Source organism: Roseomonas sp. TF40, assembly GCF_057219975.1.
Genome location: NZ_JBXVVR010000010.1, coordinates 38,543 through 57,828, shown reverse-complemented (window position 1 = coordinate 57,828; position 19,286 = coordinate 38,543). Strand labels below are relative to the sequence as shown.

General features: G+C 68.7%; 19 protein-coding genes, 1 tRNA gene and 1 other RNA gene. 13 read left to right on the top strand and 8 right to left on the bottom strand.

Going from position 1 to position 19,286, the window contains the following annotated elements; all coding sequences use genetic code 11:
• Positions 1-285: 285 nt before the first annotated feature.
• Entirely contained in the window at positions 286-864 is a 579-nt protein-coding gene (locus AC2D9U_RS22100) for a transposase (RefSeq protein ID WP_484753255.1), read from the bottom strand.
• 412 nt (positions 865-1,276) lie between these two features.
• On the opposite strand from AC2D9U_RS22100, the gene AC2D9U_RS22095 reads away from it, so the two are divergent.
• The 4 genes from AC2D9U_RS22095 to AC2D9U_RS22080 all read left to right on the top strand — a co-directional run bounded on the left by AC2D9U_RS22095 (position 1,277) and on the right by AC2D9U_RS22080 (position 5,171).
• A complete protein-coding gene (locus AC2D9U_RS22095; protein WP_484753252.1) occupies positions 1,277-1,681 on the top strand; it encodes a hypothetical protein in 405 nt (134 codons plus the stop codon).
• Complete coding sequence (locus tag AC2D9U_RS22090) at positions 1,650-2,600, top strand: MvdC/MvdD family ATP grasp protein (RefSeq protein ID WP_484753249.1); 951 nt, start codon at positions 1,650-1,652, stop codon at positions 2,598-2,600. The genes AC2D9U_RS22095 and AC2D9U_RS22090 overlap by 32 nt, the downstream gene beginning before the upstream one ends.
• Positions 2,601-2,670: 70 nt before the next feature.
• Positions 2,671-3,522 (top strand): hypothetical protein, encoded by an 852-nt coding sequence (locus AC2D9U_RS22085; protein ID WP_484753246.1) that lies wholly within the window; start codon positions 2,671-2,673, stop codon positions 3,520-3,522.
• 368 nt (positions 3,523-3,890) lie between these two features.
• Positions 3,891-5,171 carry a DUF3422 family protein gene (locus AC2D9U_RS22080; RefSeq protein WP_484753244.1) on the top strand — a complete coding sequence of 427 codons (1,281 nt, stop codon included), beginning with the start codon at positions 3,891-3,893 and terminating at the stop codon, positions 5,169-5,171.
• Between the two features lie 7 nt (positions 5,172-5,178).
• Here AC2D9U_RS22080 and AC2D9U_RS22075 read toward each other — a convergent pair whose 3' ends face one another.
• The gene (locus AC2D9U_RS22075; protein WP_484753240.1) at positions 5,179-5,913 is read right to left on the bottom strand and encodes an EAL domain-containing protein; all 735 of its coding nucleotides are present in this window, start codon (positions 5,911-5,913) and stop codon (positions 5,179-5,181) included.
• 105 nt (positions 5,914-6,018) lie between these two features.
• Here AC2D9U_RS22075 and AC2D9U_RS22070 point away from each other — a divergent pair, with 105 nt between their 5' ends.
• Positions 6,019-7,182: an MFS transporter gene (locus AC2D9U_RS22070; RefSeq protein ID WP_484753237.1), complete on the top strand. Its 1,164-nt coding sequence runs from the start codon at positions 6,019-6,021 to the stop codon at positions 7,180-7,182.
• 305 nt (positions 7,183-7,487) lie between these two features.
• On the opposite strand, the gene AC2D9U_RS22065 is transcribed toward AC2D9U_RS22070, so the two are convergent.
• Positions 7,488-7,652 (bottom strand): DUF1674 domain-containing protein, encoded by a 165-nt coding sequence (locus AC2D9U_RS22065; RefSeq protein WP_484753234.1) that lies wholly within the window; start codon positions 7,650-7,652, stop codon positions 7,488-7,490.
• A 52-nt stretch (positions 7,653-7,704) separates the two neighbouring features.
• On the opposite strand from AC2D9U_RS22065, the gene htpX reads away from it, so the two are divergent.
• The 3 genes from htpX (at position 7,705) to AC2D9U_RS22050 (ending at position 9,500) form a co-directional block, all read left to right on the top strand.
• Positions 7,705-8,640 (top strand): zinc metalloprotease HtpX, encoded by a 936-nt coding sequence (gene htpX / locus AC2D9U_RS22060; RefSeq protein ID WP_484753232.1) that lies wholly within the window; start codon positions 7,705-7,707, stop codon positions 8,638-8,640.
• Position 8,641: 1 nt separating this feature from the next.
• Positions 8,642-8,863 carry a hypothetical protein gene (locus AC2D9U_RS22055; RefSeq protein WP_484753229.1) on the top strand — a complete coding sequence of 74 codons (222 nt, stop codon included), beginning with the start codon at positions 8,642-8,644 and terminating at the stop codon, positions 8,861-8,863.
• Between the two features lie 196 nt (positions 8,864-9,059).
• Positions 9,060-9,500, top strand: a complete 441-nt coding sequence (locus tag AC2D9U_RS22050) for a helix-turn-helix domain-containing protein (RefSeq protein ID WP_484753227.1) — start codon at positions 9,060-9,062, stop codon at positions 9,498-9,500.
• 115 nt (positions 9,501-9,615) lie between these two features.
• On the opposite strand, the gene AC2D9U_RS22045 is transcribed toward AC2D9U_RS22050, so the two are convergent.
• Genes AC2D9U_RS22045 through nudC form a run of 3 tightly spaced genes read right to left on the bottom strand, consistent with a single transcriptional unit; the run spans position 9,616 to position 12,617 of the window.
• A complete protein-coding gene (locus tag AC2D9U_RS22045) occupies positions 9,616-11,364 on the bottom strand; it encodes a hypothetical protein (protein WP_484753225.1) in 1,749 nt (582 codons plus the stop codon).
• A 9-nt stretch (positions 11,365-11,373) separates the two neighbouring features.
• Entirely contained in the window at positions 11,374-11,691 is a 318-nt protein-coding gene (locus AC2D9U_RS22040; RefSeq protein WP_484753223.1) for a phosphoribosylamine--glycine ligase, read from the bottom strand.
• On the bottom strand, positions 11,688-12,617 hold the full coding sequence (gene nudC / locus AC2D9U_RS22035) for an NAD(+) diphosphatase (protein ID WP_484753221.1): 930 nt from the start codon (positions 12,615-12,617) through the stop codon (positions 11,688-11,690). The genes AC2D9U_RS22040 and nudC overlap by 4 nt, the downstream gene beginning before the upstream one ends.
• Before the next feature lie 120 nt (positions 12,618-12,737).
• Between nudC and ffs the strand changes: the two genes are divergently transcribed.
• From ffs to AC2D9U_RS22010, 5 genes are all read left to right on the top strand, one after another.
• An RNA gene (gene ffs / locus AC2D9U_RS22030) (signal recognition particle sRNA small type) lies at positions 12,738-12,836 on the top strand.
• A gap of 16 nt (positions 12,837-12,852) precedes the next feature.
• Entirely contained in the window at positions 12,853-14,727 is a 1,875-nt protein-coding gene (locus tag AC2D9U_RS22025) for a DNA polymerase III subunit gamma/tau (RefSeq protein WP_484753219.1), read from the top strand.
• A 6-nt stretch (positions 14,728-14,733) separates the two neighbouring features.
• Complete coding sequence (locus AC2D9U_RS22020; RefSeq protein WP_484753217.1) at positions 14,734-15,057, top strand: YbaB/EbfC family nucleoid-associated protein; 324 nt, start codon at positions 14,734-14,736, stop codon at positions 15,055-15,057.
• Positions 15,058-15,062: 5 nt separating this feature from the next.
• Positions 15,063-15,656, top strand: coding sequence for a recombination mediator RecR (recR, locus tag AC2D9U_RS22015; protein ID WP_484753215.1), 594 nt, complete (start codon positions 15,063-15,065; stop codon positions 15,654-15,656).
• A 49-nt stretch (positions 15,657-15,705) separates the two neighbouring features.
• Positions 15,706-15,782 (top strand) — tRNA-Arg (locus AC2D9U_RS22010).
• 348 nt (positions 15,783-16,130) lie between these two features.
• Here AC2D9U_RS22010 and glmS read toward each other — a convergent pair.
• Positions 16,131-17,954: a glutamine--fructose-6-phosphate transaminase (isomerizing) gene (gene glmS, locus AC2D9U_RS22005; RefSeq protein WP_484753213.1), complete on the bottom strand. Its 1,824-nt coding sequence runs from the start codon at positions 17,952-17,954 to the stop codon at positions 16,131-16,133.
• A 4-nt stretch (positions 17,955-17,958) separates the two neighbouring features.
• Positions 17,959-19,278 carry a bifunctional UDP-N-acetylglucosamine diphosphorylase/glucosamine-1-phosphate N-acetyltransferase GlmU gene (gene glmU / locus AC2D9U_RS22000; RefSeq protein ID WP_484753211.1) on the bottom strand — a complete coding sequence of 440 codons (1,320 nt, stop codon included), beginning with the start codon at positions 19,276-19,278 and terminating at the stop codon, positions 17,959-17,961.
• Positions 19,279-19,286: the final 8 nt, after the last annotated feature.

Here is a 19,286-nt window from a genome sequence, read left to right as displayed (position 1 = left end):
AGTGAGGCACCGCGCCCGCCCCCGGTGTGGGGCGGTTGTGGGTAGGTGGCATGGCCGAGCGGGCCACGCCTTGCGGCCGCAGATGTATTCAGCGCCGCACAGGGTAACAAGACCCGCGCCCCGGTATTGTGGGCTTGATCGTGCGTGCACGAAGGCTTTGCCGTCGCGCCCCTCGGACGCCGGGCGCCGCGCCTCCGCGCGGCCTGGCTTCGCCGCATCAGCGGCGGCGCCCCTGCGGGGCGCTCGGCCCTGCGGGCCGCCCTTCGTCCCTTTCTTCATGTGGCATCACGCTGTCAGCCGCCAGCGCCGCGGATGGCCCCGCGCGGCGAGCAACAGGGCTTTGAGGGGCGCGAAGAGACGCTGCCCCCGCCCCTCCCGCAGTTCCGCGAGCATCAATTTCGACAGGCGCGTGATGGTTTCGGACAAAGTCGGGTCGGGGAGGCAGGCGGGCGGGGCCGGCAAAGCGGAGGCCATGCCGAGGCGCCGGGCGAGGGCGAGGCTGGCGAAGGACATGAGCCGCGCCGCCCGCCGCCAGGCCCGCGCGACGCGCCATTCCAGGGGCAGGAGCGCCTCGGTGGCGAGGGGATGGCGGGAGACGGCGATCAGCAGCCGGTCGAGCAGCCCGGCCCTTGCGGCGCGGCGCGGCGCGCGATGGGCGGTGTCGGCGCGGCCGAGGTGTTCGGGCAGGTGATGCCAGGGGGTCCTGGAGCAGGCGACCCAGAAGATGGCGTCCCAGGTGCGGCGGAGGTTCTGCGGCGGGCGCCCGCGCGGCGCGCCGGGACGGAGCAAAGGGAGCAGCGCGGCCCATTCGGCGTCGGTGAGGGGCTGCCAGGGGGTGGGAGGGGTGGGGCGGAGGGCGAACATGGCAGGGCCTCGGGACGCAAAGGGGGACCGAGGGTAGCGGATTTTATTCCTGTTTGGCGAGGGTTTTCTTTAGGCAGCACCAATGCTGCTAGCATGCCAGCTCAGCGTAGAGCAGTCGCAAAGTCGAGGAAGGCGAATTCCTGCTCCGCCATTGCAGGCGGACACCAGACAAGTGCAACTCGATTTGGCATTCGAGCGCAGAGCCGGACCGGATTCGGCTTGTCGCGCTTTAAGGCGGCATGTGGCTGAGTTGAGCATCATGTGGATTCGCTGCTTGACCGCCACGTGGACAGACGCAAAGGTTATTTGGAAAGCGACGATACCAGCTCCGGCAAACACCAAGAGGACAAAAGCATACCCAACACCGTTTGTTTTTTAGTGATTTTGCAACATCATCCAGGCGAGACAGAACATGGTTACCCCACTGTTGCTGAAGGGCGCAATCAAAATTCACCACGCAACCGATCAAACAGAATATTATTTTTATGACCCAATTCTCCAAATTTGGATTGATTGTCTAACCAGCGTCCCTGTCATAAGTTTGGCGGGTGATGGTACGACAAGATATGGCGAGACCTCCTTAACAGAAACGAGGGAGGGCGTTGATCAAAGTGAGATATCAGGACTGCGCGGGTCACCTTTCGGCGAGACGACTATGACCAAGACCTTTGAGGGCACAGATCAAACTGAGACAGCAGACATCACCATGAGTCGTATCGGTGAGACAAGCCTTACAGCCACACACGAAGGCATGGATCAATCAGAAAATTCCATCCAATTTGAAGATGCGCACGATGATTCTAATCCTGACTTCTAGAGAGGATTTGGCCGCCGACTATCTTATACTAAAACTGATTGAAAAATCTATTCAATATTTTAGAATAAATAGCGAAGATTTGGCGTCTGCTGACGCGAGCATTGAGATTACCGATACGGAAGTTATTCGAAATTTATCGTTGGGACCAAAATCGGTAAATTTTTCTGATGTTTCTGCCGTCTGGTACCGACGCACTATTTCCCCCGCCCCTTCAAAAGATCTTAGTGCGCATGAACGTCGGTTTATTGCAGGCGAAATGCGGCACTTTTTTGAGGGCCTAGTCTGGAATCCAGACGTGCTGTGGGTGAACCACATGGACCGAGTTCAAGTCGCAGAACATAAACTGGTCCAGCTTAGGCTGGCCCGCGAACTCGGCTTCACGATTCCCAAAACACTTGTCACAAAAAATATTGAAAAAATTAGGGAATTTATTTCCAATAATTCCCAGGGGACGATAATTAAGCCGATATATCATGGACTTTTTTTTGATGGAAATGAATACAAATCTGTTTACACCCGAAAGATCAATAACAACGATATAGATACGGAATCCATATCATCCTGCCCAGTGCTCTTGCAAGAGGAAATTCCCAGGGCTTATGAATTGAGAATTACCGTTATTAAGAACTCGTATTTTATTGCTAAGATAGCAGGCAGGTCAGGGATGATTGATTGGAGGGTCCCGGGCGAAAACTTAAAATATGAAGTGGGTCACGCTGACCAAGCGTTACTCCAAAAATGCACGAAAATGCTGAGCGTTTTGGGTCTAAATTATGGGGCATTCGATTTTATAAGAGGGTTGGACGGCAATTTAATTTTTCTAGAGGTCAACCCGACCGGTGAATGGGCTTGGCTCGAGGACAAATTGGGGCTCCCGATACGGGATGCGTTGATCGATTTATTCGTTGGGAAAATATAAATTGGACCGGAGATACTTCGCTGAACGTCCGCGGCCTGACTGGGGGCGCTTGTCAAAGCGGCCAGGCGCAATGCTCGGGTCGGCTTTGCTCAAGTTATGGCGAAGCTTCGCTTACGCGATCACGCCGTTTGGGCCTCCTGGCCAACCCGCGGACTTCCCCGCTGGTGCGCCGGAACCATGCGAAAAGAAACTGGAGCTTGCTCAGGCGATTTTCGAACACAGCGAGACACGAAAGGAATCTATAGAAAAAAAGGCGCAATGGATATTCACCGTAATTGCATTACTTACGCCACTTTTGGGTTCGGTATTATCCTACTTAATTCAGGATCGAAGGGGAAGCGAAAATTCTGAATTTGTGGATATAATTGTAATACTTGTATCGGCAATTGTTCTGATATTTGCATTTATTTCTGCAGCACGCGCGCTAGCGGTCGGAGAGCGGCAGATTTTATATATTGCGTCTGTGATTGATCTTGATAGCGGACGTATCACAAATTATAAACGGGAGGATCATGTATATGGACTTATTTATTGCGCGGTAATAAATGAATCTTTAAATGATCATAAAGCGAATTTTGTTCGGGGTGCTCAAATTCTTTTGGTGTTATCTATTTTCATTTTTTCTATCGGGTCAGCAGTTGCGGCATATCGGTTAACTTCTCGCACTCCGTCGGCCACTGAAGTCCGGTTAAATTCTCCATTAACCGTCTCAATTCAAGAATTAGCAGCCCTGCAAAGAGAGTTAGAGGCAACAAATCAGCTGCTTACTGCTCAATCAATGCGCGTTTATTCTATTAATCATTTGATAACAAATAGAATAGACATGATCGAAAGTTTAATAAAATTATTGCAAGATGAAATAACGCGTACGCAAATTAATCAGCAGAATTCTGGAACCCGCTCTGTACCGAGCGGAGATTGATAAATTCCTAAATAATAAATTAGAAAAGTAAATTGTTATTATAGATAGAAAATATAATTGAAACTCATAATTTGATCGCAAATTATGATGATATTGATATTTAGCGGCTGACCGGCAATGTATTTTTGTCCGAATGCTGCGCGCGTCAGCAGCGAGTGCGGAGGTGCGTTTGCGTCGCTTCCAAATGGTTTAGCGCCGTCGAACTACCATGCGCGGCGTGGTAATGCGGGTGCCCCGTGCAATCCTAAGGTAGCAACGCGTGATCCTGGATCGCCAGTTCAACTTGGCAGCCCGACGACGGCGGTAAATGGACGGCCAAAACCCTTCGTTGTCCCCCCGGCACGCTTCCCCCTATATGTCGCCGGCCAATGATCCAGACCCTCCCCCTGCACCCCGACCGCGACCTCCTCGCCGGGGAGCTGCACGCCCGCCCGCCCCAGCCCCTGCCCACCCCCGTCTCCATCAGCCGCCTCGCCCAGCTCACCGAGCCGGGCAGCGACAAGGGCGCGGCCATCGCGCATCTCGGCGTGCTCTGCCGGCGCTACGGCGTCACACCCCCCGCGCCGGGCGCCGACTACGTGCTCGCGGATTTCGGGCGCTTCACGCTGCGCTACGAACGCCATACGGAATTCGACGGCTGGACCTTCTTCGTCCCCGGCCCCGACGCCTCGGCCCCCGACCCCTTCGAGGACACCGCCATCGAGGCCGTGCCGCGCGATTGGCTCGCCGCACTCCCCGGCCGCACGCTCGTCGCCTGCCACATCGCCGTGGTGCGCAGCGCGGGCGAGGATGAACCGCCGCCGCCCGGCTGCTTCACCCCCGACAACCTCGCCGGCTCCGCCCTCTCGGGCGGGATCGCCACGGCCTGGACGGATTTCCGGCTCGGCCCCGATGGCTTTACCCGCCTGCTGCTGCAGGACCACGGCATGACGGCGACCACCGCCGGCCGCCAGGCGCAGGCGCTGTGGGAGATCGAGACCTATCGCCTGCTCGCCCTGCTCGCCCTGCCGCAGGCGCGCGCCTGCTCGCCCGAGCTGGGCCGCGCCTCGGCCCGGCTGGCCGCCCTCGCCGCAAGGCTGCCGGGGCTCGACCAGCTCGATGAGGAACGCGCGGCCCTCGAGGAACTCACCGACCTCGCCACCACCATCGAGCGGCTGGCGGCGGAGACGGCGGATCGGTTCAGCGCGTCGCGCGCCTATCACGCGCTGGTCGGCAAGCGGTTGCAGACGCTGCGCGAGGAAAGGCTGCACGGGCTGCCGACCATGGCGGAATACCTCGAGCGCCGGCTCGACCCCGCGGTGGCCACGGTGGAGGCGACGGGCACGCGCATCGCCATGCTCTCGGTGCGCTGCGGGCGGGCGGTGGACCTGCTGCGCGCGCGCGTGGCCGTGGCGCAGGAGGCGCAGTCCCAGCAGCAATTGAAGGTGCTGGCCGATACCGGGCGGGCGCAGCTGCGGCTGCAGGAGACGGTGGAGGGGCTCTCGGTCGCGGGCATCAGCTATTACGTGCTCTCGCTCGCCGCCTATGCGCTGAAGCCGCTGGACTGGGCGCGGCTGCCGCTGGGGCTGGAGGTGACGCTGGCGGTGCTGGTGCCGCTGGTGGCGGCGCTGGTCTGGCTGCGCATGCGCAAGCGGCGGCGGGCCAAGTAGCGCGGGTCTATTTCGCCAAGGCGGGCTGCGGGGCGAGGGCCGGCACGGTCGAGACCGGCAGGGCGCCCATCGCGGGGCGGGCGAAGAGGTAGCCCTGCATGGCGCGCACGCCGAGCTCGCGCAGCGCGCGCATCTCGCCCGGCGTCTCGATGCCCTCGACCACCGGCAGCAGGCCGAAGGCGCGGAACTGCGCGAGGGTGAGGCGCACCTGCTCGCGCCGGGCGGGGTCCTGGTCGAGGCCCATCATCACCTCGCGCGCGAGCTTGGCGCCATCGGGCCGCCAGGCGAGCAGCAGCGGCACGCGGGCATGGCCGGTGCCGACATCGTCGAGCGCGATGCGCGCGCCGCGCCGCTGCAGGCCAGCGAGGGTGCGGGCGAGCTGCGCGGGGTCCGCCACCGGCTCCATCTCGCTGATCTCGAAGAGCAGGCGCTCGGGCGGGAAGCCGATGGCCTCGGCATGGCGGATGGTGGCGAGGATGCCGTGCTCGGGCAGGTCGACGCCGCCGGGGAAGATGTTGAGCGTGAGCGCGGCCTCGGTCTGCGGCAGGCCGAGGCGCAAGGCTTCGGAGACGGCGGCGGCGCGGATCAGCGCGTCGGCCTCGTAGCGGTCGTCGGGGGCGATGGCGTTGAGGACGCTGCCCGCGCCCTGCCCCTCGGGCCCGCGCACCAGCGCCTCCTGCGCGATGGCGATGCCGGTATCGACATCGACGATCGGCTGGAAGGCGATACGGAAGGGCGGCATCGGATGCTGCATGGCTAAGGAATCATTAAGCATTCGGCGGGGCGGCCGCAACACAAGCCGCTGTCCCGATTGCGCGAGGCACCTTCAGGCGCCAGCATGGGGGCGATGGCGGATCCGACAGAGGCACGACAGACGGGTCGGCTGATCCTGGTGCTGGGCCTTGGCGCCGCGGCCTCCACGGTCGCCACGCGCGTGCTCGATCCGCTGGTGGGCGTGCTGGCCGATGAGTTCGGCGCCAGCACGGCCACGGTCGCGCTGCTCGCCACCGCCTTCGCCCTGCCCTATGCGCTGGTGCAGCCGGTGCTGGGGCCGCTGGGCGATGCGCTGGGCAAGGTGCGGGTGATCCGCGCGGCGCTGGTGGTGCTGGCGGTGAGCCTCACGCTCTCGGCCCTGGCGCCGGAGCTGACGACATTGGCGGTGCTGCGCGTGATCTCGGGCGCGGCGGCGGGGGGGATCTTTCCGCTCGCCATCGCCATGGTGGGCGACCGCGTGGCCCTGGTGCAGCGGCAATTGGCGCTCTCACGGCTGCTGGTGGCGGGGCTGACAGGCTCGGTCGGCGGGGGGGCGATGGCGGCGCTGCTCGCCCCGCTCATCGGCTGGCGCGGCGTGCTGCTGGTCTGCGCCGTGGTGGCGGTGGCGGGCTGGGTGGTGCTGCGGGAAGAGGCCCCCGCCCCCGCCGGGCGGCGGATCGACCTGGCGGAGGCGCTGCGCCGCTACCGGCAGATCCTCGCCTTGCCGGCGGCGCGGCTGCTCTATCGCTCGGTGTTCCTGGAAGGGGCGCTGGTCTTCGGCATCTTCCCCTTCCTGGCGCCGGTGCTGACGGCGCGTGGCCAGGGTGGGGCGGCGGAGGCGGGGCTCGCCATCGCGGTCTTCGCGCTGGGCGGCTTCGTCTTCGCGGGGCTGGCGGGGCTGCTGCTGGGCCGGCTGGGCCAGGGGCGGGTGGTGCGCGCGGGCGGGATGCTCGGTGCCCTGGCGCTGGGCGGCATCGCGCTGGCGCCGGCGGCGCCGGTGCTGATCGGCGCCTGCCTGTTCCTCGGCCTGGGCTTCTACATGATGCACAGCGCCATCCAGACGCGGGTGACCGAGGTCGCCCCCCAGGCGCGCGGCAGCGCGGTGGCGCTGCATGCCTTCAGCTTCTTCCTCGGCCAGTCGCTGGGCCCGGTGGCGATGGGGGCGGGGCAGGCGCTGCTGGGGGTGGAGGCGGCGCTGGGCCTGGCCGCGCTGGGGCTCGCCGCGCTCGCCTGGCGGCTCGGGCGGCCTGTTCGTTAACCATCCGATCCGGTTCCGAGTCGCGGCGCGGTGGGAACACAGCGTGAAAACGGGGCCGCGCGGGCCAGGATATCCCTTTGGATTCAGGTGCTTATGGCGGCGGTGCTGCCCGGGCGCCCCGCCCACCCGACCACAAGACCTGGGGGCAGGCCCGCCGAGTCGGCCACAAGCGCGTTCCGAATCGGTCCGCCCGAGTCGCGCCCGAGTCGCAGCCGAGTCGCAGGCATCCCGACACAAGCCCTGGGGGTGACCCCGCCGAGTCGGCCACAAGCGTGTTCCACCGCGACTCGGGGGCGCCTCCCGTTTCAGAAATCCGTGGCGCGGCCCTTCTGCTCCCAATCGCCGAAGCGCGTCGGCTCGGGCCCTTTCGGCCCGCCGATCTCCTTGGGCAGGGGCGGGGCCTTGGGCTTCGCCGGGGGCTCGGCCGGGGCGGGGGGGGCGGGGGTCGCGTCGTTGGTGGTCTTGCTCATGCACCCCATGTAGGACGAAGCGTGGCGGTTGCCACGAGACCTGGAGACGAGCATGGGCGGCTTCATGCGCACCGCGCTGCTGCTGGCGGCGATGACGGCCATCTTCATGGGCGCGGGCTTCGCGCTCGGCGGCGAGCAGGGGATGCTCCTCGCCCTGCTGCTGGCGGGGGGGATGAACCTCTTCGCCTGGTGGAACAGCGACCGGATGGTGCTGCGGATGCACAACGCCCAGCCCGTCGGCCCGCAGGAGGCCCCGCGCCTCTACGAGATGACCGCCGCGCTGGCCGCCCGCGCCGGGCTGCCCATGCCCGCGCTCTACGTCATCCATGAGGACCAACCGAACGCCTTCGCCACCGGCCGCAGCCCCGCGCGCAGCGCGGTCGCGGTGAATACCGGGCTGCTCGACCTGATGAGCGAGCGCGAGGTCGCCGGCGTCATCGCCCATGAGCTGGCGCATATCCGCAACCGCGACACGCTGCTGATGACCGTCACCGCCACGCTGGCCGGCGCCATCGGCATGCTGGCGCAGTTCGGCTTCCTGCTCGGCCGCGGCCAGAACCGGCCCAACCCGATCGCCATGATCCTGACGCTGATCCTCGCCCCCCTGGCGGCGATGATCGTGCAGATGGCCGTCAGCCGTTCCCGCGAATATGAGGCCGACCGCGTGGGCGCGGAGATCGCCGGCGACCCCGAGGGCCTGGCCAGCGCCCTGCTGCGGCTGGAGGGCGCGAAGCCCGGCCGGGTGAACCAGGCCGCCGAGGCCAATCCCGCCACGGCGCATATGTTCATCATCAACCCGCTGTCGGGCCTGCGGCTGGATGGGCTGTTCTCGACCCATCCAAAGACCGAGAACCGGGTGGCGGCGCTGCGCGCCATGGCGGGCAGCTTCGCGCCCGTGGCGGCGGCGCCGCCCACGGCCCGGCCCTGGGCCACCACCCCGCCCCGCACCCCGCCCCGTACCCCGCCGCGCAATCCTTGGGGTCGCTGACATGCCGCCGCTGATCCGCTTCATGCTGCTGCACGGGCTGGTCGGCTTCGGCCTCGCCACGCTCTTCATGGCCGCCTTCCTGGCGCAGGATCCGGGCGGGATGGGCACGCTGCTGCTGCGCGGGGCGGGGCATTGGTGGCCGGCGGTGCTGCTGTGGTTCTTCCTGGGCCTGACCTTCGGCAGCGTGCAGATCGGCGCCGCGACGATGCTGCGGGACCGGTAGCGCCGCGGATTGCAAGGCGCGCATCACGGCGATGTCATGCCCGCTCCGCCCGGATCTGGGCCATGTCTGGGTCGTGCCGCAGGGCAGGGTAGGGACGCCGGGCAGCTTTTGTTCCATAAGAACCCGATTAGGGACTACCCTCTTCTTCCTGGCAGTCGCGCCAGGACCTATGCTGCTCCGAACAAGGTTGGGGGCGATGACGAAAGCCAAGGGCGAGCCCAAACAGGGCAGTGGCACCGCATCGGATCGGCAAAGCCAGCGCGCGAGTCTGGCCGATCTGCATGTCGGCGCGCGCATCCGCGAACGCCGGATCGCCATGGGCCTGTCCCAGCAGCAATTGGCCAGCCTGATCGGCGTCACCTACCAGCAGGCGCACAAATACGAGCGCGGGCTGAACCGGATTTCCGCGGGCCGGCTGTTCGAGATCGCCCTGATCCTGGGCGTGCCCGTCGCCTGGTTCTTCGAGGGGCTCGAGCCGGGCGGCGAGGTGAAGGATGCCTCCCCCCGGCAGCGGCTGAGCCTGGAGCTCGCGCGCAACTTCGCGCTGATCGACAATGAGAAGCACCAGGAGGCGCTGAGCCGCATGGCCCGTGCCCTGGCAGTGCAATCCCTGGCCGGGCGCGAGGGCGGCGGGTAGAGCAATATGCGTTCAGATGGTTCCATCTGAACGCATTTCTTGCTCTGGAAACAAGAAGTTATGGAGCATGATCGATCCTGATGGATCGATCGTGCTCCAGCCTCCGCCCGCCGGCTCAGCCGCCCGAGAGCGTCAGCACCAGTTCCGGCGCCGCCTCGGCCACCGCTTCGGGCGGGGCCTGGTGCAGCGCCTCGGACAGCACGCATTCCTGCACCAGCCGGCGCAGCCACCAGCCGAGGCGGGCGGGGCCGGCGCTGCCGCCCAGGCCGGGCTCGGCCAGCAGCACCACCCGCCAGGCGAGCGGCGCACCGGAGGTGCGCCAGGCCTCGAAGCCCGAATCGGCAGGGGCAGCGGCGATGGGGGTGGGCTGGTCGGCGAACAGCTCATCGCCGAAATCCGGCTCCGTCTCCTGCACCGGCACGCCGAGGAAGCTCAGCCCCGTCGTCTCTTCGATCTGGCGGCGTGGCAGGCCGGCGGGGTCGGCGCGGGCCACAAGCGCCGCCGCCCGGTCCAGCGCCGCGCCCTGGTCCGGCGCGCGCAGCCGCAGCACGGCCAGCAACAGGCGCACCGCCAGCAACTGGCCCTCCACCGTCAGGCGCTGCCCGTCATGGCGCCAGAGCGCGAGCGGCTGCGGTTCCCGCGCGAAGGCGTGGCGCAGCGGCACCCAATCCCGGGCCAGCAGGGGGAAGGCAGCGGCCTCAGCCTCCAAGGCGGCGCTGGCGGGGTCTGCGGCCAGGATGGCGGCGCGCGGCGGGATCCGCAGATGCAGCAGCGCGACGCCGCGTGGGGCGAGGTGCCGCGCCAGCGCCTGGAGCGGCCGCAGCGCCGGATGGGCGGGCTCCGGCTCGGGCTCGGGCTCAGGCTCAGGCTCGGGTTCCGGCGTCGGTGGCGGGATGACCGGCGCGGGCGAAGGCTCTCGCACCGGCTCTGGCACCGGCTCCGGCGGCGGCTCGGGCGTCGGTGCCGGCTCGGGTTCCGCAGCGGGCGAGGGCTGCCATGCGGGCTCTGGTTCCGGCTGGGATTCGGGCGCGGGCACAGCTTGCCAGGCGGGCAGCGGCTCCGGCTCGGGTTCCGGCAGGGGCGCGGGCTGCCACGCAGGTACCGGTTCCGGCTGGGGTTCCGGCGCGGGCGCAGGCTGCCACGCGGGCGCCGGTTCCGGCTGGGGTTCCGGCATCGGCGCAGGCTGCCACGCGGGCGCCGGTTCCGGCTGGGGTTCCGGCTCGGGCGCAGGCTGCCATGCGGGCTCTGGTTCCGGCTGGGGTTCCGGCTCGGGCGCAGGCGGCGGCGTGGGCGCCGCCGCGGGCAGGCGGGCTGAGGGGGCGGGCCGGGGCGGCACCGGCACGCTGCGGCGCGATGGCGCGGGCGGGGCTGGCGCGGCTGTGGCTGGGGTTGGGGCTGGTGCTGGTGCTGGGGCCGGGGCGGGCGCGGCCGGGGCGGGCGTAGCCTCGGGCAGGGGCGCGGGAGGCGGCGCAGCCGGCGGCGCCGGGGCGGCGGGGCGCGGGGCGCGCAGCGTCACGGTGGGCTCCCACCCCGCCTGCTCCTCCAGCCGCTCGCGCATCCGCGGCGTCATCGCCAGCGTCGTTGCCACCTGCCGACCCGGCAGGCTGGCCCGCACCCGCACCCGTCCCTCGAGGAAATCCTCCGGCGTCAGCCAGACCGGCGGCACCAGCACGAAGCCCGGATTGCCGTCATCGCGCCGGCGATTGGCCTCCGTCTCGGCCATCACCTCGACGCCGCGCATCAGCCGGATGATGAGTGGCGTGCCCGGCGCCGAGGCGTCGCGCGCCCAGCCCACCACCGTGCCGTCCGGGCGCAGCGCATCCAGGAAGCCCAGCACGCCGCGCGACGGACCCGCCTGGGACATCGGCAGCCGTCAGAACAGCGCGGGCCGGCGCACCGGCTCCACCCCGCCGCCACGCGTCAGGCCGCGCCGGCGCAGGCAATCGGTGACCAGGCGCTGCTCGACCTCGCTGCGCTCCTCGTTCACGCGCATGGCGTTGCCGGTATTGCCGGGCACACGCTCCCGCTCCACGCGGCGGACCTCGGCGCTGTTGCGCGCCTCCGCCCGGCATTCGGCGACGCCGGGGTCGAGCGGCACGGGCTCGGGCGCCGGCGCGCGGCCGCCGCAGGCGGCCAGGGGAAGCAGCAGCGCCAGGGACGCCAGCAGCGGGGGTCGCGAAAGCCTGCTCATGCGCCGTGCTCCAGCCAATCCTCGATCAGGCGCCGCGCGATGGAATCGACCCGCGGCAGGGAGAAGCCATGCGCGGCGTGGTCGCGCACCTGCGCGCGGGTGAACCAGCGCGCATCCTTCAGCTCCTCCGGATCGATGGTGATCTCCTCGCTCAGCGCCTCGGCATGGAAGCCCAGCATGATAGAGGCCGGGAAGGGCCAGGGCTGGGAGGAATGGTAGAGCACACGCCCGACCTCGATGGCCGATTCCTCGCGCACCTCGCGCCGCACCGCTTCCTCCAGGCTCTCCCCCGGCTCCACGAAGCCGGCGAGGGTGGAATACATGGCGACGTTGGGGAAACGGTGCGAGTGGCCGAGCAGGCAGCGATCGCCCTTGACCACCAGCATGATCACCGCCGGGTCGGTGCGCGGGAAATGCTGCGCCCCACAGGCGGTGCAGGCCATGGCGTTGCCCGCGCTGCGCGGCGCGCATTCGCCGCCGCAGACGCCGCAGAAACGGTGCCGCGTGCGCCAATGCATCAGGCCGCGCGCATGGGCCAGGACCGAGGCCTCGCCGGGCGGCAAAAGCCCCGCCACCTGGCGCAGATCGGTGAAGCTGCCGATCGATTCGGGCAGCAGCGGCAGCGGGTCCTCGGCCGCCGAGCAATCGACGGTGAAGACCGGGCGGCCTTCCCACAGGCCGAGGAAGGCCCAGGGGCCACCAGCAAGGCGCAGCGTCTCGGCCGCCGCGCCGGTCAGCAGCAGCGCCTCGGGCCGGCCCTCCTCCACGCCTTTCATGAGGCTGCGGCTGCGCCAGACCGGGGCGAAGAGCGTCTCGGGATCGGCGAGCATCTCGGCGATCCAATCGGCATCGTCGCGCCGGCCGCTGACGCGGTCGAGCGGGCTGCCCGTATAGGCATTCGTGCGGCTGGCGGGGATGTTCAACATGCGCGCGGAAACTGCCACGCGGCCCCCAATGGGGCAACCAAGCAGCGGCGCCGGGCACGGCGAGCCTGCACCATTGCCCCCACCATTGCCCTTCGGCCCCGAAAACCCGATATAGGGCTCGGAAGGTCGGCGACGGACGTGCTCCTCGCCAACCCGGTCAGGTCCGGAAGGAAGCAGCCGTAACGAGTTCTCGCGCGGGTCGCCCGCCGGCCTTCCACCTGGGATCTTGGGGCGCATGGCAAGCGACATTTTCGGCGATCCGCTGCCAGAGGCCCCACCCCCCGAGGGCCCCGGCCTGTTCGGCGACGCCCCCCCGGCCCCACCAGCCCCCCCGGCCCCAACAGCCCCGGTCGCGGCGGCGCCCGCCGCGACGCCCTATCGCGTGCTGGCGCGCAAGTATCGCCCCCAGACCTTCGCGGAACTGATCGGCCAGGACGCGCTGGTGCGCACGCTGGGCAATGCCTTCGCGCAGGGGCGCGTGCACCACGCCTTCATGCTCACCGGGGTGCGCGGCGTGGGCAAGACGACCACCGCGCGCATCATCGCCCGCGCGCTGAACTGCGTGGGCGTGGACGGCAAGGGCGGGCCGACGGCCGACCCCTGCGGCGTGTGCTCGGAATGCCGCGCCATCCTCGCCGACCGCCACCCCGATGTGCAGGAGCTGGACGCGGCCTCGAACAACGGCGTGGACGACGTGCGCGAATTGCGGGAGCGGCTGCGCTTCCGCCCGGCGCAGGGCCGCTTCAAGGTCATCATCCTCGATGAGGTGCACATGCTCTCCGGCGCGGCCTTCAACGCGCTGCTGAAGACGCTCGAGGAACCGCCGCCGGACGTGAAGTTCATGCTGGCCACCACCGAGCTGCGGAAGGTGCCCACCACCATCCTCTCGCGCTGCCAGACCTTCCGGCTGAAGCGCGTGCCGCAGGAAGTGCTGCGCGCGCATTTCTCGCGCATCTGCGCCCTCGAATCGGTGCCGGCCGAGGAGGAGGCGCTGGCCATGGTCGCGCGCGCGGCGGATGGCTCGGTGCGCGATGGGCTCTCGATCCTCGACCAGGCCATCGCGCTGGCCGGCGGCGGGCCGGTGCAGGCGGAGTCGGTGCGCGAGATGCTGGGCCTCGCGGACCGCGCGCTGGCGATCGAGCTGATGGAAGCGCTGATGGCGGGCGATGTCGCGGCCGCACTCGGCCATGCCGAGGCGGCGCACAACAGCGGCACCGATCCGGGCGTCATGCTCTCGGACCTGCTGGAGCTGACGCATCTGCTCTCGCGCATGAAGTCGCTGCCCGGGCTGAAGCGCGACCCGATGCTGACCGAGGCCGAGCGCAGCCGCGGCGCCGCGCTCGCCGAGAAGCTGCCGCTGCCGGTGCTCGCGCGCGCCTGGCAGATGCTGCTGAAGGGGCTGCAGGAGGTGGCGCAGGATGGCGTGGATCGCCGCGCCGCGGCCGAGATGGTGCTGATCCGCCTCGCCCATGTGGCCGAGCTGCCGACGCCGGGCGAGCTGGTGCGCCGGCTCAGCGAGCAGGGCGGCGCCGCGCCCGCCGCCGGCCCCGCGCCGGGGGGCGGCGGTGGCGGGCTGCGCGCGGTGGCGGGCGGCGGGGCCGTGGCGATGGCCGCCCCCGCGCCCGCGCCTTCGCTGCCGCCCCAGCCGGCGAGCTTCCGCGAAATCGTGGCCCTGGCCTCCGGCCGCAAGCCGATGCTGCATGCGCATCTGGTGCATTCCGTGCACCCGGTGCGCGTCGCCCCCGGCCGGGTGGAACTCCGCCCCAAGCCAGACGCGCCGCGCGACCTGGCGCAGCAACTCACCGCGCTGCTGGCGGAGATGACCGGCGCGCGCTGGACCGTCTCCCTGGTGAACGAAGGCGGTGAGCCGACGCTGGCCGAGCAGGGCCGCACCGCCGACAAGGACCGCCGCGCCCTGGCCGAGGCGCATCCGCTGGTGCAGGCCGTGCTCGCCGCCTTTCCCGGGGCGAGCATCGAGGCGGTGCGCGATGCCAGCCTCGACGCCTATGGCCTGCCGCCACCGAGCATGGCGCCGGATGATGGGCGCGAATTCGCCCCGCCCGACGCCGAGCCCCTGGCGTTCGACGATGACTTTCCCCTGGAGGATTGAGGACTCATGAAGAATCTCGGCAACATGCTGAAGCAGGCCCAGCAGATGCAGACCCGCATGCAGGAGATGCAGGCGAAGCTGGAGATGCTGGAGGTCGAGGGCGCGGCCGGCGCGGGCATGGTGAAGGTGAAGCTCTCCGGCAAGGGCGACCTGCGCCGTGTGACCATCGACCCCTCGCTGATGGCAGCCGATGAGCGCGAGGTGCTGGAGGATCTGCTGGTCGCCGCCCATGCCGACGCCAAGCAGAAGGTCGAGGCGATGATGGCCGAGGAGATGCAGAAGGCCACCGCCGGCATGAGCCTGCCGCCGGGCATGAAGCTGCCCTTCTGAGGCGCATGGACAATTCGCCCATCGAGCATCTGATCGCGCTGCTCGCCAGGACGCCCGGCATGGGCCGGCGCAGTGCGCGCCGCGCGGTGCTGAAGATGCTCTCCCGCCCGGTCGAGACCATGCTGCCGCTCGCCGCCGCGCTGCAGGCCGCCGCCGCGGCGGTGCGGCCCTGCGAGGTCTGCGGCAATCTCGACGCCACCTCGCCCTGCGGCATCTGCGTGGACCCGCAGCGTGAGCGGCAGTTGATCTGCGTGGTCGAGGGCGTGGCCGATCTCTGGGCGCTGGAACGCGCGCATGCGCATCGCGGGCTCTACCATGTGCTGGGCGGCACGCTCTCGCCGCTCGCCGGCATCGGGCCGGAGGAGCTTGCCATCCGCCCGCTTCTGGCGCGCGTCGAGGCGGGCGGCGTGGAGGAGGTGATCCTCGCCCTGCCCGCCACGGTGGATGGCGCGGCGACGGCGCATTACGTCACGGACCGGCTGCGCCCGCTGGGGGTGGCGGTGACGCGCCTCGCCCAGGGCGTGCCGATGGGCGGTGCGCTGGATGTGCTGGATGAGGGCACGCTCGCCGCCGCCTGGCGCGCCCGCCGCCCGGCCTGAGAACCCCTCTCGCGGCGGGGCGCGGCGCTGTGCTAAAGGCGCCTGGAGTGTCCCCGTAGCTCAGCCGGATAGAGCACCAGATTCCTAATCTGGGGGCCGTGCGTTCGAATCGCGCCGGGGACACCAATGATTTCTGGGGCCTGCAGGAATATGCCGGCACCCCTTTTTCACGGACCCGAGGGCCACGGACCCGGCCGGCGAGGCAGCCACCCTGTTTCACGGGACAAGCTGGACACCTTCAGAAACCCTCTCGTCACGGCGACCGCATGCTGATTCACCGACACTGATCGGCGCGGGGGAAGGCGATGGTTAGAGCAATAGGCGTTCAGATGGGTCGCGGCGCTGCCGCGACGCTGAACGCATTTCTTGCTCTAGATTCAATGGTTTCTAGAACACGCTGCGTTCATCAGAACGCAGCGTGTTCTAGGGTCCAAGCCCGGGTGGCATGGCGCGGAGGACGCCAGGGCCCTGGCGTCACTCCACCGTCACGCTCTTGGCCAGGTTGCGCGGCTGGTCCACATCGGTGCCCTTCAGCACCGCCACGTGATAGGCCAGCAACTGCACCGGGATGGCGTGCAGGATCGGCGCGGAGAAGGCGCCGACGCGCGGCAGCACCACCACGCGCTCGGCGAAGGCGCGCAGGCGCTCGGCGCCGAGGTCGTCGGTGAAGGCCATGATTCGCCCGCCGCGCGCGGCCGCTTCCTGCAGGTTCGACGCTGTCTTCTCGAACAAAGGGCCCGAGGGGCAGAGCGAGATCACCGGCACCGCCTCATCGATCAGCGCGATCGGGCCGTGCTTCATCTCGCCCGCCGCATAGCCCTCGGCATGGATGTAGGAGATCTCCTTCAGCTTCAGCGCGCCTTCCATGGCGATCGGGAAGAGCGTGCCGCGGCCGAGGAACAGCACGTCGCGCGCCTTCGCCACCTCCTCGGCCATGGCGCGGATCTCGCCGTCACGTTCCAGCACCAGCGCGGCGTTGGAGGGCAGTTCGAGCAAGGCGGCGGTCAGCGCACGCTCATCCACGGCACTCATGTGCCCGCGCGCGCGGCCGAAGCCGATGGCGAGCAGCGCCAGCACGGCAAGCTGCGCCGTGAAGGCCTTGGTCGAGGCGACGCCGATCTCGGGGCCCGCCACGGTCAGCACCGCGCCATCGGCCTCGCGCGCCATGCTGCTCTCGGGCACGTTGACGACGGAAAGCACCTTCTGGCCATGCTCGCGCAGCAGGCGGAGTGCCGCCATGGTGTCCGCCGTCTCGCCGCTCTGGCTGACCAGGATCGCGGCCCCGCCCTCGGCCAGCGGCGGGTCGCGGTAGCGGAATTCGCTGGCCACATCGATATCGACGGGAATGCGCGCCAGCTGCTCGATCCAGTAGCGGCCGACCAGCGCGGCCAGATAGGCGCTGCCGCAGGCGGTCATGGTCAGGCGCGGGATGGCGCGCGGGTCGAAGGGCAGCGGCGGCAGGGAGACGCGGCGCGAGGTTGCCTCGATATACTGATGCAACGTATCGCCGAGCACCACGGGGTGTTCGTGCAGCTCCTTTTCCATGAAGTGGCGGTAGTTGCCCTTGCCCGTGGCCGCGCCGGAGACGGAGGTCTGGCGGATCTCGCGTTCCACCACCTCGCCGGCGGCGTTGTGGAAGCGCGCCGAGACGTCATCCAGCACCGCCCAGTCGCCTTCCTCGAGATAGGCGATCTGGCGCGTCAGCGGCGCGAGCGCCAGCGCGTCCGAGCCGACATACATCTCGCCCTCGCCGAAGCCGACCGCGAGCGGCGCGCCCTGGCGCGCGCAGATCAGCAGGCGCGGATGACCGGCAAACAGCATGGCCAGCGCGAAGGCGCCATGCACGCGCTGCAGCGCGGCGGCGGCGGCCTGTTCCGGGCTCGCCCCGTCCTGCAGCAGCTGGTCCACCAGCCGGGCGAAGGTCTCGGTATCGGTCTCGGATTCGAAGACATGGCCCTGCGCCTGCAATTCCTCGCGCAGTTCGGCATGGTTCTCGATGATGCCGTTATGCACGACCACCACGCGCGACGTGGCGTGCGGATGCGCGTTGCGCTCGGTCGGCGCGCCATGCGTGGCCCAGCGCGTATGGCCGATGCCGATCGTGCCGGTCAGCGGATGCTCGTCCAGCACCGCGGCGAGGTTGGTGAGCTTGCCCTCGGCGCGGCGGCGCTCGATCCGCCCATCGACCAGCGTGGCGATACCTGCGCTGTCATAGCCGCGATATTCCAGCCGCCGCAGCGCTTCGAGGATGCGCGGGGCCGAGGCCTCGCGCCCGACCAGACCAACGATGCCGCACATGTGCCTAGCCCTTCTTGCCCTTGAAGCCGCGACCCGGCTTGTTCGCCTGCCGACCACGCGCGATCGCCAGCGCGTCGTCCGGCACATCCTGCGTGATCACGCTGCCCGCCGCCACCAGCGCGCGCGCGCCGACGCGCACCGGCGCCACCAGGGCGGTGTCGGAGCCGATGAAGGCGCCCTCGCCGATCTCGGTGCGGTGCTTGTGCACGCCGTCGTAATTGCAGGTGATGGTGCCGGCGCCGATATTGGCGCGCGCGCCCACGGTCGCGTCGCCGATGTAGCTCAGGTGATTGGCCTTCGCCCCCTCGCCGAGCACGGCCGCCTTGAGCTCGACGAAATTGCCGACATGGGCGTGGCGTTCCACCAGCGTGCCGGGGCGCAGCCGCGCGAAGGGGCCGATCACCGCGCCGGCGCGCACCGTGCAGCCTTCCAGATGGCTGAAGGCGCGGATCTCGACATTGTCCTGGATCACCACGCCAGGGGCGAAGACCACATTCGGGCCGATCAGCACGTCGCGGCCAAGCTTCGTGTCATGCGCGAAGACCACGCTCTCGGGCTGCACCAGCGTCGCCCCGCCGGCCATGGCCGCGTGGCGCAGGCCGCGCTGCACCTCGGCCTCGGCCTCGGCCAGTTCGATGCGGCTGTTGATTCCGCGCAACTCGCCCTCGGCCGCTTCCACGGCTTCCACGCGCCCGCCCTCGGCGGCGGCCAGCGCCACCACGTCGGTCAGGTAGTATTCGCCCTGCGCGTTGTCGTTGCGGATGGCGCGCAGCCAGCCGAAGAGCTTGCCCGCCGGCGCGGTGACGACGCCGGCATTGCACAGGCCCACCGCGCGTTCCTCCGGCGTGGCATCGGCCCATTCGACGATGCGCGTCACGCTGCCGCTGGCATCGGTCAGCACGCGGCCATAGCGCGCGGGATCTTCCGGGCGCATCGCCAGCAGCGCGAGGGAGACGCTCTCCGCCCGCTCGCGCAGCCGGCGCAGGGTGGGGGCGGTGATCAGCGCATTGTCGGCGTAGAGCACGGTGGCGCTGCCTTCGAAGCCTTCCAGCGCCGCCGCCGCCTGCAGCGCGGCGTGGCCGGTGCCGAGCCGCTCGGCCTGCACCACGGTCTGGTGCGGCGCGGCCGCGGCCTCGAGCGCGGGCATGTCGGGGCCGACCACCACGACCACGCGGTCGAAGACCTGGCAGACGGCTTCGAGCAGATGCTGCAGCATCGGCCGCCCGGCGATGGGGTGCAGGGCCTTGGGCATGGAAGAGCGCATGCGCGTGCCCAGTCCTGCGGCGAGCAGGATGGCGGCGCTGCGGGGCGCGGTCTGGGTCATGGCGTCTG